The sequence below is a fragment of the Nocardia altamirensis NBRC 108246 genome, assembly GCF_001612685.1.
GTDB lineage: Bacteria > Actinomycetota > Actinomycetes > Mycobacteriales > Mycobacteriaceae > Nocardia > Nocardia altamirensis.
Genome location: NZ_BDAY01000007.1, coordinates 71113 through 87891 on the forward strand (window position 1 = coordinate 71113; position 16779 = coordinate 87891).

Here is a 16779-nt window from a genome sequence, read left to right on the forward strand (position 1 = left end):
GAGGGATCGTGGCCGACTCCCGGTGCGTTTATCACCAGGAAGCAGGCGAACGCACCGGCGGGTGCGCGTCGGTGCTCGGGATCGAGCAGGTCATCGAGATCGCGGCGGCCGACGCCGCGGTGTGGGATCGAGACGGGTTGCCGGCCTCCGCGATCGAAATGCTCGGGGACGCCGGGCTTTTCGGGCCGGACCGGCCGGTGGAGTTCGGTGGGTCGGGCCTCGGCCCGCACGAGTTGGGTGCGGTGGCGGCGCGGCTCGGTTTCGCGTGCACCTCCGTGCGTTCACTGTTCACCGTCCAGGCCATGGTTGCCGCGGTGGTGGACCGGTGGGGGACCGCGGCGCAACGCACGCGGTGGCTGCCTGCGCTCACCGGCGGCGCGATGGTCGCCGGGCTCGCCGTGACCGAGGCGAACGCCGGGAGCGACTTGTCCGGCATCCGAACGACATTCGAGCGGACCGGCGCGGACTGGCGGATGTCGGGGCGCAAGCTGTGGATCACCTTCGGCGCTGCCGCGGACGTGGTGCTGGTGCTCGGGCGGACAACGGCGGGCTCGATGGCGGCGCTGGTCGAGACGAATGGTCCCGGCGTGACCGTGGAACCGGTGTCCGGCCAGCTCGGCATGCGTGGCGCGCGCATCGCGCACCTGTCGTTCGACAACGTGCTGGTTCCCGGCGAAAACGTCATCGGGCAACCGGGATTCGGGCTGTCCCACGCCGTCGGCACCGCTCTGGACCACGGTCGCTTCACCATCGCCTGGGGCTGCCTCGGGATGGCGCAGGCCTGTCTTGCCGACACCCGCGATCATGTTGCGCAGCGAGCGCAGGGTTCGATGCGGCTCGCCGATCATCAGACGGTGCGGGCGATGCTCGGCCGCTGCTGGGTGGACGTGGAGAGCGCGCGGGCGCTGTGCGAGCGGGCGGCGGACCAGCGGGCCGCGCACCAACGCGACGCGATCCTGGCCACCGTCGTCGCGAAATACGTTGCGGCCAAAGCTGCTGCCTCGGTGAGCGAGCATGCGGTGCAGCTGCTCGGCGCCGCCGGGTGCGCGCCGGACAGCCGGGTCGGGCGCTACTTTCGCGACTCGAAGATCATGCAGATCATCGAGGGCGCGCGCGAGGTCGCCGAGCTCGACATCGGTGACCATGTGTTGCGTGCGCGTGCGGCGGCGTACGAGGCGGTCACGGTATGAGTGCTGCCGCGGTGACCGCAGAGGGTGTCCGGAAGCGCTACGGCGACAAGTACGCCCTCGACAGTTTCGATCTCGCCGTGCCACCGGGCACCGTGTGCGGCCTGCTCGGCCCGAACGGCGCGGGCAAATCGACCTCGGTGCGCATCCTCGCGACCCTGCTCCGCTTCGACAGCGGCCACGCCAGCGTCGCAGGCTTCGATGTGGCGCGCCAGGCCGACCTGGTGCGCAGCCGCATCGGGCTGGTCGGCCAGCACGCGGCGCTCGACGAGGTCCTCAGCGGCACCCAGAACCTCGTCATGTTCGGCCGCTTGTTCCACCTCACGCCGCGGGCGGCCGCCCGCCGCGCCGCCGAACTGCTCGCGCAGTTCGGCCTCGCCGACACCGGCGACAAGCCGGTCAAGGTCTATTCCGGCGGCATGCGCCGTCGGCTCGACCTCGCCGCGAGCATGATCCTGGCACCCGCCGTCCTGTTCCTGGACGAGCCGACCGTCGGGCTCGACCCGCGCAGCCGCAACGAGGTGTGGCAGGCGGTCCGCGCGCTCGTCGCGGCGGGCACCACCGTCGTGCTGACCACCCAATACCTGGACGAGGCAGACCAATTGGCGGACCGGATCAACGTCATCGATGCGGGCAAGGTCATCGCGGAGGGCACGCCGAGCGAGCTGAAGTCCCGAATCGGCGGCGACCGAATCGAATTCGTGGTGCACGACCGGTTCCGCGTCGCGGCGGCGGCCGACGCGGTGCGCAGGCTCGGCACCGCGGACCCGGTCCTCGACGCCGACATCAGGCAGGTGAGCATGCCGGTCGCCGACAAGGCGAGCGCGTTGTCGGCGGCGGTCCGGGCGCTCGACGACGTCGACATCCGCTTCGACGACCTGATCCTGCGCCGCCCGACCCTCGACGAGGTCTTCCTCCACCTCACCGGCAACGACACTGAACCGCCGGTGATCACGTGAGTACGACAGTGCCTGGTCTAGCTGGTGGTGATGGAGCGAGTGCGAGGGCGTCGGGCCTTGCTGGTGGTGATGGTGTGAGTGCGAAGGTGTCGGGTCTAGCTGGCGGTGATGGTGTTAGTGCGGGGGTGTCGGGTCGAACCGACAGCGACCCTACGAATGCGTGGGTCCTCGTCCCGAATAGCGGCGGCCTCCGCTGGGCGCTGCTGGACAGTTGGACCCTCACCCTGCGCGGGCTCGCTCATTGGCGCCGCAATCCGGGACCCATCATGTTCGCGCTGGTGTTCAACATCCTCGTCATGCTGATGTTCGTCTACCTGTTCGGCGGCTCGATGCGCGTGCCGGGCGGCGGCGAATACCGCGACTACCTGGTGCCGGGCATGTTCACCATGACGATGCTGTTCGGCATCGGCGCCACCGCGCTCGCGGTGACCACCGATGTCGATCGCGGGGTGACCGACCGCTTCCGCTCGATGCCCATCTCGGCCGCCGCGGTGCTGATCGGGCGCGCGGCCGGCGACATGCTGCTCTCGATGCTGACCCTGACGGTGATGATCCTGACCGGTCTGGTGCTCGGCTGGCGCCACCACGGTTCGATCGGCGATCTCGTCGCGGCGATCGGCCTGATCCTGTTGCTCCGCTTCGCGTTGATCTGGATCGGCGTCTACCTCGGTCTCGCCTTCACCAGCAGCGCGGCGATCATCGGCGTGCAGACCGCGGAGTTCCCGATCGGCGCGCTCTCCGGTGTCTTCGTGGCGACCAGCGCCATGCCCGGTTGGCTGCGCGTCGTCGCCGACTGGAATCCGCTGTCCGCCACGGTCAACGCCACTCGTCAGCTCTTCGGTAATCCCGGTGTGCTCGGCGACTCCTGGGTCACCGCCCATTCCGTCCTGATGGCCGTCGTCTGGCCCGTGGTGCTGCTGCTGATCTTCGTTCCGCTCTCCGTCAACGCCTTCCGCGACCTGAGTCGCTGATCGACGAAGAGAACTGGCCGCGCTCTACGGCGGTTCCACCCTCTCCCGTAGAGCGCGGACCAGTTATATCGCTGCCGTCCGCGCCCTCAGCGGTCAGCAGCGAAGCTTGCGGCCTCGGGAGTGTGCGCGATGTAGCTCAGGTGGGCGAACGGATTGATGCCCCATGCCTGGCAGACCGGATCACCCGCCGCGCAGAATTCCCAGGTGCGCCCGGCGTACGGGCCGGTGATGCCGCGGCCCGCGGCGCGAATCGGCGGCCCGAACATCAGCAGCGCCGACACCTTCGGCTCGACCCACTCGGGCAGCGTGGCCGCGATGGGTCCACCGACCAGTGCACCGTCGCTGCTGACGCCGACCGAGTTGGCCACCACGTTGGTGCCCTGGGAGTAGCCGACGATGACGAACCGCTGATGCGGGCAGGCGTTCGCCTGGGCGACAACATGGTCGACCAGATCGCGGTTACCCGCCTGCACCGAGACCGGTTCGTTCAGATCGGCCGGGTAGTTCACCCGATACGCGCTGGTCGTGCGTCCCGTCATGGCGCGCTGGAGTGCGACGTAAATCGGGTCGCCGACGATCACACCGAGGATGCCCGGCTCGGCAGTACCGCGGGCCACCACCACGTCCACATCGGTGCATGCGGCTCCGGCCGGCTTGGCGGCGACGGGCATGGCCGAGGCGACCCCGGCTGTGGCCAGCGTCAGGCCGACGACACCCGCCACCCGCGCGACAATCGAAAAAATCGACTTACCCACCGAATTCACTACGCCTCACGCTTCTATTCACCTGGGACAATTTTCGAAAACATAAGACCACGTGGTCAATTCGCTGCAACGCGAGAGAATTTATGTCCTCGGCTCCGGCGAGTCAACGCGCTTCAGCCGAGCTACAGCGACTTTAGTTCCGGTGAACAAGCGCGGCGTTCGGCGGCAACAAGGCCGCCGACACTCACGGCAGGTCGCGGATCAGCTCTATGGAGGGAATATCGGTGTGGGAGCGGATTCTGGTGTTGCCGGTGACGGTGAACCCGTGCCGTTCAGCCACGCGCAGCATCGCCACGTTGTCCTCGCGGGTCCACACCTGAACCTGCCGGTGCCCCTCGTCCTGGAGCCACTGCAACTGAGACCGCATCAGGTCATCGATGACCCCGGAACCGCGGGCTTCGGGTGCCACCCACACGCCGATGAGCTCTTGGGCAAAAGGGCGGTCCGCCGACGGCACCGCACTGAGCTCGCCGACCGGCTCCCCGTTCCGGAATACAGCGATGATGCTGGTTCGGTCAACGAATTGGTCCCGCCAATACTGCGGGGGTCTGGTTTGCGTTTCTTCTAAGGTGGTCTTGAAGGCCCACGGAGTGTCAGTGAGTTTGCGCAATGCGAACTCGCGGCGCAGCTGCCAGTCATCACCTGTCAACACTTTCGTCACGACAGGCCGAACGCCCGCTGCTCCCGTGGTCGAACCTAGGTCCGACGATGTACTGGCCTGGCCGTCTTCGGCCGCGCTGAGTACGTCTCGACCAGCGCGGTCTTGGCGGTCGACGGTGCGAACTATCTCATCCAATCCGGCAGCGGACCCGTGCAGTGGCTGGCGCCCGGCGAGTGCGACTTTGCTGACGAATCTCTTTGTTGCCTGGATCATCTCGCCGAGTGCGTCAGACCATCCTGACAACCCACACCACCTACATCCCGGACGCTGGCACCATTCGCAACGCCGGAGATCTTCTCACGTCGACCAACTCTTGCCGCGTGGCGGCGTGGGCGTCGCGCTGAACAGCTTCAGCTATTACTCGGCGGGATGAGGTGCTCGGCGAGATGGGGGACGGCCTCGACCGGATGGGTTGCGCTGACGGGTTTGTCGATGGTTCGCAGCGTCCAGGTGTCGCCGTCGCGATGCAGCGCGGCCACCAGCATGCCGGTGAAGGTGCCTGCGGTGGACAGGTCGAGGTAGCTCAGTTCGGTGTCGCTCACGCCGTCGACCATGCGGCAGAAGGCATTTCCGATCGCGTCGAAGGGGTGTTCGTGGTACGAGGTAACCACGAACAACACCGTGGTGAGTGTCGCGGGCACCCGGGACAGGTCGACGGTGATGATCTCCTTCTCGCCGCGGCCGTTGCCGGTGCGATTGTCGCCGAGGTGGCGCACGGAGCCGTCGGTGGAGGTGAGCTTCGCGAAATAGACGGCGTCTATCAGGGTGTTGCCCGCGAACAGCAGTGCTGTCGCGTCGAGGTCGGCGGTGGCGGCGCGGTGGCCGGCGTGGGTGTGGCGGGGAAGCGCGTCCCAGCCGAGGCCCATCCGCACGTAGCGCAGGGTGCTGCTGCGGTCGGCCGGGGGCCGCGGGGTGCGTACGGGAGCGGCGCCGGGTAATTGGGTGCCGGTGTGTGCGATGCGGAAGACGGGTTGGCTGCGCAACCCGGATCGGCCGACGCGTATTTGGTGTCCTGCTCGGTGTGCTCGGCCGATTTCGCTTGTGGCAGAATGTATGTCGCCGGGGCGGCGACTATCGAAGCCGGGCGGGACGACCGGTCGATCGAACTTGGTTGACGTTCTCCGGCTGAGAACCAAATCCTGCATGGGCAACTCCCTTTCTCCCCATGTGCCGTCGGAACTTCGACGGCGGTTGCTCCGCGCGGGCGTCGTTCAGCCACAAGCGACCGGGTTCATCACCCTCCCAACGGGATTACACCGAATCGGCGTGAGGTGCCCTCGCATTTGGTGATCGGCTCGAATTCCGTACTACCCGTGACGCATTGTGGTTGCGCCGCAACGGGGTTCGTATCGCACGATCATCCGCGTGCCGTCAGTATATCCGAGGTATGAACTCGCGCAGCCGTTTTCGCTCAGAGCGATTGGTGCGCAACCGATTCGGAGTCGAGCATCGCCCGCCCAGCCGCCGTGAAGGGCCGCCGATCGGCACTGTCGCGCCCCGCACTGGTTATCGGCAAGCATCGTAGGTATTCATCGCTGACCCGCCGTTTCCGCGGCGCCGCCGAGTTCGAATGCGCGCGGTGTCGGTAATGCGATGATTTCGGGCCGAGATGTGCGCAATATGGCACGATCGGGCAGGTGACCAGCAGACCAACCGCGGCGCAGCACCTGAGCGACCTCGCACGGTTGCGCCGAGTCCGCGATCGCATCGACCGGGAATACGCACAGCCGCTGGACGTGACGGCGCTCGCCCGCGACGCCCACATGTCCGCCGGGCACCTCAGCCGCCAGTTCCGGCTCGCCTACGGCGAATCGCCCTACGCCTACCTGATGACGCGGCGCATCGAGCGCGCGATGGCGCTGCTGCGCCGAGGCGACCTCAGCGTCACCGAGGTGTGTTTCGCCGTCGGCTGCTCGTCGCTCGGTACCTTCAGCACCCGCTTCACCGAGCTGGTCGGCGTGCCGCCGAGCACCTACAAGCGCGAGGCGGAGCAGGCGACCGCCGGGATGCCCTCCTGCGTGGCGAAACAGGTCACCAGACCGATCAGGAATCGAGAAGCGCAGGTCACCGAGCAGAAATTATCGTGATCGCTATGAACATCACCATTGCTCAGGCTTACCTGCCGCAGGACGACCCGGACGCGGCCCTCGCCTTCTATCGCGACACCCTCGGCTTCGAGGTCCGCAGCGATGTCGGATACAACGGGCTGCGCTGGATCTCCGTCGGCCCCGCCGACCAGCCGGACGTCTCGATCGTGCTGCATCCGCCCGCCGTCGACCCCGGCATCACCGACGACGAACGGCGCGTCATCACCGAGATGATGGCCAAGGGCACCTTCGCAGGCATCAACCTCGCCACCAAGGACCTGGACAGCGTCTTCGAACGACTGCAGGCCAGCGAAACGGCCGAGGTCGTGCAGGAGCCGACCGACCAACCGTACGGGGTGCGTGACTGTGCCTTCCGTGATCCCGCGGGCAACATGATCCGCATCGCGGAAGTGCGCTGAATGCGCGCGTAGTGGCCGGGGCGTGCGGCAGACAACGCGCCGACGAATGACACCCGACGTCTCGCTCGATGCTGGTTGGATCGAGTGAGGCTTCGCCGACGGCGCCGCGCAGGCGGCCCGCGTGACAGATGGAGATACGATCAGCATGGCCACGAGGACGAACAAGTCGCCTGCGCGACACGATGCCGACAGCCACGATCTGATCCGCGTGCACGGCGCGCGCGTCAACAACCTGAAAGACATCAGCGTCGAGCTGCCGAAGCGCAGGCTGACGGTGTTCACCGGGGTCTCCGGCTCCGGGAAGAGCTCGCTGGTGTTCAGCACGATCGCCGCCGAGTCGCAGCGGCTGATCAACGAGACCTACAGCGCGTTCGTGCAGGGGTTCATGCCCTCGCTGGCGCGCCCTGAGGTCGACGTGCTCGAGGGGCTGACGACGGCGATCATCGTCGATCAGGAGCGGATGGGATCCGATCCCCGCTCCACGGTCGGCACCGCCACCGATGCCAACGCGATGCTGCGCATCCTCTTCAGCAGGCTCGGCAAGCCGCATATCGGCTCGCCGCAGGCGTACTCGTTCAACGTCGCGTCGATCAGCGGGGCCGGCGCGGTCACCATCGAACGCGGCGGGACGCAGACGCGGGAGCGGCGCAGCTTCAGCATCACCGGAGGCATGTGCCCGCGCTGCGAGGGTAGGGGAGCGGTCAGCGATATCGACCTGACCCAGATCTACGACGAGACCAAGTCCCTCAACGAGGGTGCGCTCACCGTTCCCGGCTACAGCATGGAGGGCTGGTTCGGCCGGATCTTCAGCGGAAGTGGCTATTTCAACATGGACAAGCCGATCAAGAAGTTCACCAAGCGCGAACTCAACGACCTGCTCTACAAGGAGCCGACCAAGATCAAGGTCGACGGCATCAACCTCACTTACGAGGGCGTAATCCCGAAGATCCGCAAGTCGATGCTGTCCAAGGACGTCGATTCGCTGCAATCGCATATCCGCGCCTTCGTGGAGCGGGCGGTGACCTTCCAGACATGCCCGGAGTGCGACGGCACTCGGCTCAGCGAGGCCGCGCGATCGTCGAAGATCGGCAAGGTCAATATCGCCGACGCCTGCGCGATGCAGATCAGCGATCTGGCGGAATGGGTTGGCGGGCTGAAGGAACCGTCGGTGGCGCCGCTGCTCGAATCGCTGCGGCATACCCTCGACTCGTTCGTGGAGATCGGGCTCGGGTACCTCTCGCTCGACCGGCCGTCGGGCACGCTGTCCGGCGGTGAATCCCAGCGCGTCAAGATGATTCGGCACCTCGGCTCCTCGCTCACCGATGTCACCTACGTGTTCGACGAGCCGACCGCAGGCCTGCACCCGCACGATATCCAGCGGATGAACGAGCTGTTGCTTCGGTTGCGGGACAAGGGAAATACCGTCCTCGTTGTCGAACACAAGCCGGAGACGATCGTGATCGCCGACCATGTCGTCGATCTCGGCCCCGGCGCCGGTTCGGGCGGCGGCACCGTCTGTTTCGAAGGGACGGTCGAGAAGCTGCGGACCAGCGGCACCATCACCGGCCGGCACTTCGACGACCGCACCGTCGTCAAGGATGCGGTGCGAAAGCCGAACGGCGCGTTGAAGATCCGCGGCGCGAAGGCGAACAATCTGCGCAACGTCAACGTCGACATTCCGCTCGGCGTGCTGGTTGTCGTCACCGGTGTCGCAGGCTCAGGCAAGAGTTCGCTCGTGCACGGCTCCATCCCGGCGGGCGAGGGGGTCGTTTCGATCGACCAGAGCGCGATCCGCGGTTCCCGGCGCAGCAACCCCGCGACCTACACCGGCCTGCTCGAACCGATCCGCAAGGCGTTTGCCAAGGCCAACGGCGTCAAGCCCGCGCTGTTCAGCTCCAACTCCGAAGGGGCGTGCCCCACCTGCAACGGCGCGGGCGTCGTCTACACCGACCTCGGCATGATGGCGGGCGTCGCCAACCTCTGCGAGGAATGCGAAGGCAAACGGTTCCAGGCCGCGGTCCTCGACTACAAGCTCGGCGGCCGCGATATCAGCGAAGTGCTCGCCATGCCGGTCGCCGAAGCCGAAGAGTTCTTCGGCGCAGGCGAAGCCGCCATCCCCGCCGCGCACGCCATCCTCCGTCGCCTCGCCGACGTCGGCCTCGGGTATCTCACCATCGGCCAGCCGCTCACCACCCTGTCGGGCGGTGAACGTCAACGCCTCAAGCTCGCCACTCACATGGCCGACAAGGGCGGCGTCTACGTCCTCGACGAGCCGACGACCGGTCTGCACCTGGCCGACGTGGAACAGCTCCTCGGTCTGCTCGATCGCCTGGTCGACTCCGGCAAATCCGTCATCGTCGTCGAACACCACCAAGCGGTGATGGCGCACGCCGACTGGATCATCGACCTCGGTCCCGGCGCTGGGCACGACGGCGGCACGATCGTCTTCGAAGGAACACCCGCCGATCTGATCGCCGCCCGCTCCACCCTCACCGGCGAACACCTCGCCACGTACGTCGGTGCCACCCCGAACGGCAAGCGCAAGACGAGCGCTCGATCGAAATAGCCACCCGCACAACGTATCCCGACGCCGCCAAGCGGCGGGTCACATAGGTTCGGGCAAGTACCCGAGTCGATCGATCACGCGCTTGCGCAACAGGAGGTATTCGTCCCAGCGGAATCGCGTCGGACCCGGCCTGCGCTCGATGACACGTGCCGCGGTGATGGTCTGCCCGAGCTGGAATTGTTCGCGCGTGAGGTCGAGCTCGATACCGCTCGGCAAGCGGTTCCACCAGTGAAAACCCTGCTGTTCCTCGTCGAGTCGCACCTCGCCGACCATGAGCTCACCGCCGAAGATGTCGTTGACGATCAACGCCGTGACATCGCAATGACCCCACGCGGGGTTGCTCGGCTGCCAGCCTGCCCGCTCGATGTCGTCGGGAGAGCACGTGTCGGCGGCCCAACTCGCGCGCAGTGCCTGGTCGATGGTCAGCAGGTTCCACGGGATCATGTCGGCAGCATGCCACTGTACACCGACAGTCCGCGCCGACCGGCGGGTGTGGGTTCGGGCGGGGACGGCCAAGTAGCCTCTGTTTCACCGCGATTGGAGGAGGGGCTGTGCATATTGTGATGTTGGGGCCGAACGGGTCGGGCAAGGGGACGCAGGCGAAACTGCTGCGGAACCGGCTCGGGGTTCCGCACATCTCGACGGGTGATCTGTTGCGGGCCGCGGTGCAGGCGCGGACGGCGGCCGGTGTGCAGGCCGAGGCGATCATGGCGGAGGGCAAGCTGGTGCCCGATGAGCTGGTCCTGGCGGTGTTGGCCGATCGGTTGGCTGACGCGGATGCGGCCAAAGGTTTTGTCTTGGATGGATATCCGCGCACGCTGTCCCAAGCCACCGCCTTGGACGAGCTGCTCGCCGACAAGCAGCTGTCGCTGCGGCATGCCGTCGTGCTGTTGGTGCCCGACGAGGTGATCCTCGAACGGTGCCGCATCCGCTACGAAGCCGAACACCGCCCCGACGACGATCCCGACGTGGTTCGCGAGCGATTGGCGGTGTACCACAACCAGACTCAACCGGTGATCGACCGCTACGCCGCCCGAGGCATCGCTGCCATGGTCGAGGGCGTCGGCACGGTAGCCGAGGTCTCCGAACGCATCCTCGCGACCCTGCCCCGCTGACGCCGCCTGACGTCCATCCTTGGGAAGCGTGCGTGGTTCGGCGCTGCGATAGGGTGCCAAGCCATGACGCATGACTGGTCAGATGTGAGCGAGCGGATTGCCCGCTTGGCCGCGGCTCCGGGGGCGGATCAGATCTTCGGCGCAAGTGGGCACGGGCATGGGTGGCGGCTCGAACCGCCGCTGAGCCCGTCCGAGTTGAGTGAGATCGAAGACCAGCTCGGGGTGGAGCTGCCGGAGGAATATCGGTCGTTTCTCTTGACGGTCGGTCGAGGCGGGGCGGGGCCCGCCTATGGGTTGTTTCCCGTCCGTCAACTGGACGAGCGCTGGCAGTGGGACGGTGACGGCGCGGAAATCACCGCACTGGAAACACTTTCGCAACCCTTCCCACATATCGCCGCGTTCAACCCGGCGGACGGGCTCCCCGGTCCGCCGGTCAGGGAAGCCTTCGATTCGCCGGAGGCATTCGGGGTGGCCGAGGACGCCTACTGGGACGACCGCTACCAGGTCATCGACCGGCCCGAGCATTCGGTCGGGCTGGTTTACCTGTGCCATCTCGGCTGCGCATATCGGGAGGCGCTTGTCGTCAGCGGGCGGGCGAGGGGACAGATGTGGGCCGACGAGCGGGCCGGTGACGGTGGCTTGCTGCCGGTGACCGACGATGCGGGTGTCCCGCTCGGCTTCGCTACGTGGTACCGAAAGTGGCTGAACAACAGCGAAGCACAGCTCGCTAACCGATAGTCGTTGGCCGCCAGTCTATTTCGCGAACAGGCGGGTTGGCCTGCTCGGCCTTTCAGCCGATCTCTTCGGCCAGCCCGACGATGATGCCCTCGGGACCACGCACGTAGCAGAGCCGAAAGATCTGCTCGTACTGCTCGACCTCGCCGACGAGTTCGGCGCCGTGCGTGCGCAGGCGAGCGATGACGTCGTCGATATCGTCGACGGCGAACATGATGCGACGAATGCCGAGCGTGTTCGCCGGCGCGATCTTCGGCTCAGCGGTGATTGCCTTCGGCGCGTGGAACATTGCCAGCTCGACCTTGCCGTGCCCGTCCGGGGTCCGCAGCATCGCGACCTCCTGTCGGACATCGTCGACCCCGATGATCCGTTCCACCCAGCGTCCCTCGACGGGCCCCTTGTTCTCCAGCTCCATCCCCAGTTCGACGAAGAACGCGATCACCCGGTCGAGGTCTTCGACAACGATGAGCACGTTGTCCATCCGCCGAATCGCCACAGCTCTACCTCCGTCGTCAGTGCGCCCGATGTGGGCTTCGACGAGGACGACCTTAGCGACCTACGGCCGAAACCCGGTGACTTGTGCGGTAATCCGCTGCCTCACCGAGGGCGGGCTCGGAAGACGGGGTCCATTACTGCGGCGCCCACGCCGCCCAAGAGGTACTCGGGTTGGTAAACCTCGTGCGAGCGGGCCGCCAATTCGATTGCGCTGATGGAGATCTGGCCGATGCCGGAATTTCGGATGGTCTCGACCGAGCTGGCCCAGACCACGCGCGGGATACCGGCCCAGGCGATCATGCCGATACACATGGCGCAGGGCTCTCCGGTCGTATAGAGGGTCGTGTGCTGCCAGCCGGAGTTGCCGTGCCGGTTGACGTAGTCGTTGATCGCGACGACCTCACCGTGGAACCCGGGGTGCGCCGAGCCGTTGTTCACGCCCTCGGCAACAAGGGATCCGCTGCCGTCCACGATGACAGCGCCGAACGGGTACCGCGGGTTGGCTGCCGCCTGCCGGATGGCGTGCGCCATCTGCAACTCGTGGAAGCGCCATTCCTCCGGCGTCGGTCGATAGTTGTTCAGCCGGTCCATGGTGATACGGGCGGACTCGTCGATATCGGTCGAGTCGGTCGCCGAACTCGTCCCGGTAGTGGCTGTCGTCAGCGCTGCTACCGAGGCGGTCAGCGCCAGCGCGGCCGTGCGTCGAGAGATCGTGGCAGAGCGGGGGGTTGGCTCCATCGTCGTAGTGTGTCAGCTGATCGACGTCGCTGTGCCAGACAACGGGGCGTTGCAAAGTCGGCGAACCCGATCTTCGCCTGCTGCGACGGTGGAAGAATTCGATGGGCGCGGTCCAGATCTGCTGGATGCGATTTCGGAGGAGGCCGGTATGGCGAGAAAAGTGGCCGACTGCCGCAACTATCCCAGCGAGATGAACTGCAGCCTGGCGATCAGCGGCGAAGAGGACGAGGTGGTGCGGGCCGCCAGCGAGCATGCGGTGTCGGTGCACCAGCATCAGGATTCGCCTGAGCTTCGCGACCAGATTCGAGGGATGCTCGAGGACGCCAAGGATTGAGTCAGCCGGAGGTCGCTCACCTCTGATCTGCACGGTGCCGGTCCGCGGTCGGTGCGCACCACCGACGGCAGTGGACCGTGCCGACAAGGTCATACTCGGAGCATGAGTCAAAGCAATGCTGTGCCAATGGACTCCGTCATCAACGATCCGTTGCGGGTCCAGTTCGAGCACTTCATCGAGGAGCATCGCGCAAGCTTGCAGCACTGCCTCGACGGGCTGACCGAGGAGCAGGCGCGCCGGTCCCTGGTCGCTTCCCGGACCACTTTGCTCGGGTTGCTCAAGCACGTCACATTCGTCGAGCGCGTGTGGTTCGACGAGGCGGTGACCTGTCGGCCGCGCAGCGAGATCGGCATCCCGGACACCCCCGACGAGTCGTTCGTGCTGACCGACGACGACTCGATCGACACCGTGCGGCGTGCGCACCAAGAGGCATGCGATGCGGCCCGCCGCGCAACCGCCGACCTCGACCTCGACGACGTGCTCCTCGGCAATCGGCGCGGACCGCTTCCGCTGCGCTGGATCTACCTGCATGTGCTGCGCGAAATGGCCCAGCACTGCGGGCACGCGGACATCCTGCGCGAGCAGATCCTCACGCCCCGCGATGCGTCGGTGTCTGGCTGATCATGGACTAGGAGTGGTGTCGGCGCGGGAGCCATCGTCGATGAGCAGTTTCGCGGCCACCGTCGCCCCGTCTGGTCGGATCGTGCGCGCCACCGCCTGTGCGCGGTCCCGGGTCTCCGGAGTCAAAGCCGTTGTGAGCGCGACGGACAGCGAGTCGACGGTCGGGGCCGGACCGTCGTGCGCCGCACCGATGCCGAGCTCGGCTACGCGCGCGGCCCACTGCGGCTGGTCACCGATCTGCGGTACCACCACTTGGGGCGCGCCCGCCCGTGCCGCGGTCGTCGTGGTACCCGCGCCGCCGTGATGCACGACGGCCGCGACGCGCTGAAACAGTGCCTGCTGGTTGATCTCGCCGAGGAGGAAGCAGTCGTCGGCGTCGTCGATCGGCACCAGCCCGGCCCAGCCGCGGGCCAGCAGGATCCGGCGGCCCTGCGCCCGCACCGCCTCGATGGCCACCCGGGCAATGTCCTTCGGCACATAGGACGCCATGCTGCCGAAACCCACGTACACCGGCGGTTCGCCCGCGCTCAGGAATGCCTCGACCGCCGCGGGAAGCGGGCGATCGTCGGGCAGAATCCATGCCCCGGTCTGCAGGAGGTCGAACTCCGTCAAGCCTTGCGACGGACAGAGCACGGCGTCGGCCGCCAACCACGGCCGGTCGGTGTAGACGTGGTCGCGCACGTTGTCCACCGGCGGCAGGCCGAGCGCCGCCCGCTTGTGGTTGAGCGGCTCGCGGTACATGGTGTTGATCCGCTCGGTGTCCTTCGCCCACAACGCCGCAATTTCGGCCTCGTCCAGCTGAGATGGCTTGCCAGGCAACGCTCCTGGCGGATAGTGCCGCGACGGCATGCCGTAGAGCTGATAGGAGGCGAACACATAGCGCAGGCCGAGCTGCTCGGCCACCTCACGCGCACCGGCAGGCATCAGGCCTGCCGCCACCAGCACGTCACATCCTTCGGCCGCCGCGGTGAGGGTTTCGAATCGCGCGGTAACCAGCTCGGCCGCGAACCGGAGCGCGTCTTGCGCGGTCGGTGGCTTATCGCCTGCGACCACCGAGTGCACGGTCGGCCCGAGCGGGATCAGCGGCACGCCGACCCGCGCCAGCAGCGCCTCGAAATCCTCGTCGGGTGGCGCACAGACCCGCGCCTCCGCGCCGAGCGCCCGCAGCGCCACCGCGAGCCCGACCACCGGCTCCACATCCCCACGCGATCCGATCGACGTCAACAGCACACGCACCTTGCAACTCCCATCTCCGCAGGTCCTGGCGTTTCGAACGGCAAGTGTGGCGCATGCCCCCGCTCTTGCCGCAAGCCCCCCGGTGCGCTATATGTTGAAGGGGGCGCACGGGGGATCCATCGACATCACAGGATGTTCGTCATGTCCGGCGTCAACCGGGGGACCGGGGGCAAGGGTGAGTGCGCCGGGGAGGCGCGGAACGCCTGGATGGCGAGCCTGGCGAAGCGCCGTGAGGCGGCGATGCGCGCGGGCATCGGTGCGGCAGCGATTCCGCGGTGGGCCATGAGCACCAGGAACAGATCGTCGAGGACGAAGTCGGGGCGCAGGTCGCCGGATCTCTTTGCACGACAGGACAATTCGGCGACCGCCTGCAGCGCGTACTGACGCTCGGCCGCGAAATCCAGCGCGTCGGGGAATGCCGACATGAAGGCTTCGGTGAAGCCCCGGCAGCTGGCGTGCAGTTCGAAGGTCTTCTCGAGCATCAGACAGAAGCCGCGCCACGGATCCGGTTCGGCCAGGCACTCGTCGACGATGGCGTGGCACTCGTGCGTCTGTTCCGCGAACGCCTCGGCAGCGAGGATCGTTTTGGTCGGGAAGCGGCGGTACAGGGTGGCGGGGCCGACACCGGCGCGGCGAGCGATCTCCCGCATCGGCACGTGCACGCCCTCCTCGGCGAACAGCGTGCGTGCCGCGTCGAGGATGCGCTCGCGGTTGTCGCGGGCGTCGGAGCGCAGGGAGTGAGGCAAATGGTTCGGCACCCCTCTCACTTTAGCTAAGTGGACGGGGGTGTCCGTTAGCGTCGGAGCGGTATGGCCCCAGTGTCGCGGGCCACTAGTGAGGAGTTGGCCGTGAAGGCAGTTGCAATCCAAAAGTTCGGTGGCCCTGAGGGTTTGGTGGTCGTCGAGGTTCCTGTCCCGACGCCGGCCGCTGGGCAGGTCGTGATCGCTGCCGAAGCGATCGGTGTCGGCGGAGTGGACGTGGTGATCCGCAAGGGCGTCGTCGCCGGGTTCGGCTTCGCGGAAGGGTTTGTGCTCGGCAACGAGGTCGCGGGCACCGTGACCGCGGTCGGCGATGATGTCGATACGGCGTGGCTCGGCCGGCGCGTGTGGGGGTTCACCGGCGAGGGCGGCGGCTATGTCGAGAACGCGATCGCTGCGGTCGACGCGATCGTGGAACTTCCCGCTGACCTGTCCATTGTCGACGCGGTGGCACTCGGAAACTCCGGCATCGTCGCCCATTTCGCCCTCGCCCGTGCGCATTTCGCACCCGGCGAGACCGTGTTGGTGCGCGGCGCGGCAGGCAGCATCGGCCTCCTGGTTGTGCAGCTTGCGGCCAAGGGCGGTGCGGCCGCAGTGGCGGTCACCACCTCGTCGGCGGAGCGAGGGGAGCGGCTGCGCGAGTTCGGCGCCACCCATGTTCTCGACCGTTCCGGCAACGGTGCAGGCCCCGAGGACTACGACGTCATCATCGATATCGTCGCCGGTGCGGATTTGCCTTCGTTTCTCGGCAAACTCGCGCCGAACGGCCGCATGGTCGTGGTCGGTATCGTCGCGGGCATGCCGCCTGCGGACTTCGGCGCCGCGCTCGTCGCCGCATTCCGGAAATCTTTGTCCTTGGGGACTTTCAGCGCCGACACCGTGACCGCAACCGAGCGGCGCGCCGTGCTGGTCGATCAGTTCGCCGCCGCCGGTCGGGGTGAATTACGCGCTGTCGTGCACGAACTGCTGCCGCTGGAACACGCGGTGCTGGCACACCAGAAAATGGACAAGGGTGAGGTTTTCGGCAGAATCGTGTTGACACCGTAAACTCGCGATAGGGGCGTGAGTGGTGAACCGGGATTACGGTTCGGCAACCGCACTTGGCGAGTTCGCATCCCGCTCACCTGCGCGTT

At 66.9% G+C, this 16779-nt stretch carries 19 protein-coding genes; 11 read left to right on the forward strand and 8 right to left on the reverse strand.

The genetic code is table 11. The features are described from left to right. The first annotated feature begins 8 nt into the window (after positions 1-8). The 3 genes from NA11_RS03830 to NA11_RS03840 all read left to right on the forward strand — a co-directional run bounded on the left by NA11_RS03830 (position 9) and on the right by NA11_RS03840 (position 3117). Entirely contained in the window at positions 9-1190 is a 1182-nt protein-coding gene (locus tag NA11_RS03830) for an acyl-CoA dehydrogenase family protein (protein ID WP_245745710.1), read from the forward strand. Beyond that, the gene (locus tag NA11_RS03835; protein WP_069160325.1) at positions 1187-2146 is read left to right on the forward strand and encodes an ATP-binding cassette domain-containing protein; all 960 of its coding nucleotides are present in this window, start codon (positions 1187-1189) and stop codon (positions 2144-2146) included. The genes NA11_RS03830 and NA11_RS03835 overlap by 4 nt, the downstream gene beginning before the upstream one ends. Before the next feature lie 125 nt (positions 2147-2271). Continuing rightward, entirely contained in the window at positions 2272-3117 is an 846-nt protein-coding gene (locus tag NA11_RS03840) for an ABC transporter permease (protein WP_084654073.1), read from the forward strand. A gap of 86 nt (positions 3118-3203) precedes the next feature. On the opposite strand, the gene NA11_RS03845 is transcribed toward NA11_RS03840, so the two are convergent. The 3 genes from NA11_RS03845 to NA11_RS03855 form a co-directional block, all read right to left on the reverse strand. After that, positions 3204-3872: a cutinase family protein gene (locus NA11_RS03845; RefSeq protein ID WP_245745711.1), complete on the reverse strand. Its 669-nt coding sequence runs from the start codon at positions 3870-3872 to the stop codon at positions 3204-3206. Positions 3873-4065: 193 nt separating this feature from the next. Next, positions 4066-4755 (reverse strand): GNAT family N-acetyltransferase, encoded by a 690-nt coding sequence (locus NA11_RS03850; protein WP_084654075.1) that lies wholly within the window; start codon positions 4753-4755, stop codon positions 4066-4068. Between the two features lie 137 nt (positions 4756-4892). Beyond that, entirely contained in the window at positions 4893-5525 is a 633-nt protein-coding gene (locus NA11_RS03855) for a TerD family protein (protein ID WP_069160327.1), read from the reverse strand. A 654-nt stretch (positions 5526-6179) separates the two neighbouring features. On the opposite strand from NA11_RS03855, the gene NA11_RS03860 reads away from it, so the two are divergent. From NA11_RS03860 to NA11_RS03870, 3 genes are all read left to right on the forward strand, one after another. Further along, positions 6180-6629, forward strand: a complete 450-nt coding sequence (locus NA11_RS03860; RefSeq protein ID WP_069160328.1) for a helix-turn-helix transcriptional regulator — start codon at positions 6180-6182, stop codon at positions 6627-6629. Positions 6630-6634: 5 nt separating this feature from the next. Next, positions 6635-7048: a VOC family protein gene (locus NA11_RS03865; RefSeq protein WP_069160430.1), complete on the forward strand. Its 414-nt coding sequence runs from the start codon at positions 6635-6637 to the stop codon at positions 7046-7048. Between the two features lie 145 nt (positions 7049-7193). Next, a complete protein-coding gene (locus tag NA11_RS03870) occupies positions 7194-9614 on the forward strand; it encodes an ATP-binding cassette domain-containing protein (RefSeq protein ID WP_069160329.1) in 2421 nt (806 codons plus the stop codon). Positions 9615-9653: 39 nt separating this feature from the next. Here the strand turns inward: NA11_RS03870 and NA11_RS03875 are convergent, their stop codons facing one another. Beyond that, on the reverse strand, positions 9654-10058 hold the full coding sequence (locus NA11_RS03875) for a YunG family protein (RefSeq protein ID WP_069160330.1): 405 nt from the start codon (positions 10056-10058) through the stop codon (positions 9654-9656). A 107-nt stretch (positions 10059-10165) separates the two neighbouring features. On the opposite strand from NA11_RS03875, the gene NA11_RS03880 reads away from it, so the two are divergent. Together NA11_RS03880 and NA11_RS03885 are read left to right on the forward strand one after the other, a co-directional pair. Then, complete coding sequence (locus NA11_RS03880) at positions 10166-10729, forward strand: adenylate kinase (RefSeq protein ID WP_069160331.1); 564 nt, start codon at positions 10166-10168, stop codon at positions 10727-10729. Positions 10730-10792: 63 nt separating this feature from the next. Next, complete coding sequence (locus tag NA11_RS03885; protein ID WP_069160332.1) at positions 10793-11467, forward strand: SMI1/KNR4 family protein; 675 nt, start codon at positions 10793-10795, stop codon at positions 11465-11467. A gap of 52 nt (positions 11468-11519) precedes the next feature. Here the strand turns inward: NA11_RS03885 and NA11_RS03890 are convergent, their stop codons facing one another. Together NA11_RS03890 and NA11_RS03895 are read right to left on the reverse strand one after the other, a co-directional pair. After that, positions 11520-11960: a VOC family protein gene (locus NA11_RS03890; protein ID WP_174567654.1), complete on the reverse strand. Its 441-nt coding sequence runs from the start codon at positions 11958-11960 to the stop codon at positions 11520-11522. A gap of 101 nt (positions 11961-12061) precedes the next feature. Further along, complete coding sequence (locus tag NA11_RS03895; RefSeq protein ID WP_218023236.1) at positions 12062-12697, reverse strand: nucleoside deaminase; 636 nt, start codon at positions 12695-12697, stop codon at positions 12062-12064. Between the two features lie 148 nt (positions 12698-12845). Here NA11_RS03895 and NA11_RS03900 point away from each other — a divergent pair, with 148 nt between their 5' ends. Beyond that, positions 12846-13031, forward strand: coding sequence for a DUF1059 domain-containing protein (locus NA11_RS03900; protein ID WP_069160432.1), 186 nt, complete (start codon positions 12846-12848; stop codon positions 13029-13031). Positions 13032-13133: 102 nt separating this feature from the next. Then, positions 13134-13652: a DinB family protein gene (locus tag NA11_RS03905; protein WP_069160334.1), complete on the forward strand. Its 519-nt coding sequence runs from the start codon at positions 13134-13136 to the stop codon at positions 13650-13652. Here NA11_RS03905 and NA11_RS03910 read toward each other — a convergent pair whose 3' ends face one another. Both NA11_RS03910 and NA11_RS03915 read right to left on the reverse strand, forming a co-directional pair. Further along, complete coding sequence (locus NA11_RS03910) at positions 13653-14888, reverse strand: glycosyltransferase (RefSeq protein WP_069160335.1); 1236 nt, start codon at positions 14886-14888, stop codon at positions 13653-13655. Positions 14889-15013: 125 nt separating this feature from the next. Next, positions 15014-15646, reverse strand: a complete 633-nt coding sequence (locus NA11_RS03915; RefSeq protein ID WP_174567655.1) for a TetR/AcrR family transcriptional regulator — start codon at positions 15644-15646, stop codon at positions 15014-15016. A gap of 90 nt (positions 15647-15736) precedes the next feature. On the opposite strand from NA11_RS03915, the gene NA11_RS03920 reads away from it, so the two are divergent. Continuing rightward, on the forward strand, positions 15737-16693 hold the full coding sequence (locus NA11_RS03920; RefSeq protein ID WP_069160336.1) for a zinc-binding dehydrogenase: 957 nt from the start codon (positions 15737-15739) through the stop codon (positions 16691-16693). The last annotated feature ends 86 nt before the right edge of the window (positions 16694-16779 follow it).

Excerpts from the sequence above, each read along its gene's own strand:
- NA11_RS03885 (WP_069160332.1), top strand. The coding sequence starts at position 10,793 with ATGACGCATGACTGGTCAGATGTGAGCGAGCGGATTGCCCGCTTGGCC.
- NA11_RS03870 (WP_069160329.1), top strand. The coding sequence starts at position 7,194 with ATGGCCACGAGGACGAACAAGTCGCCTGCGCGACACGATGCCGACAGC.
- NA11_RS03900 (WP_069160432.1), top strand. The coding sequence starts at position 12,846 with ATGGCGAGAAAAGTGGCCGACTGCCGCAACTATCCCAGCGAGATGAAC.
- NA11_RS03865 (WP_069160430.1), top strand. The coding sequence starts at position 6,635 with ATGAACATCACCATTGCTCAGGCTTACCTGCCGCAGGACGACCCGGAC.
- NA11_RS03895 (WP_218023236.1), bottom strand. The coding sequence starts at position 12,697 with ATGGAGCCAACCCCCCGCTCTGCCACGATCTCTCGACGCACGGCCGCG.
- NA11_RS03850 (WP_084654075.1), bottom strand. The coding sequence starts at position 4,755 with ATGATCCAGGCAACAAAGAGATTCGTCAGCAAAGTCGCACTCGCCGGG.
- NA11_RS03875 (WP_069160330.1), bottom strand. The coding sequence starts at position 10,058 with ATGATCCCGTGGAACCTGCTGACCATCGACCAGGCACTGCGCGCGAGT.
- NA11_RS03905 (WP_069160334.1), top strand. The coding sequence starts at position 13,134 with ATGAGTCAAAGCAATGCTGTGCCAATGGACTCCGTCATCAACGATCCG.
- NA11_RS03835 (WP_069160325.1), top strand. The coding sequence starts at position 1,187 with ATGAGTGCTGCCGCGGTGACCGCAGAGGGTGTCCGGAAGCGCTACGGC.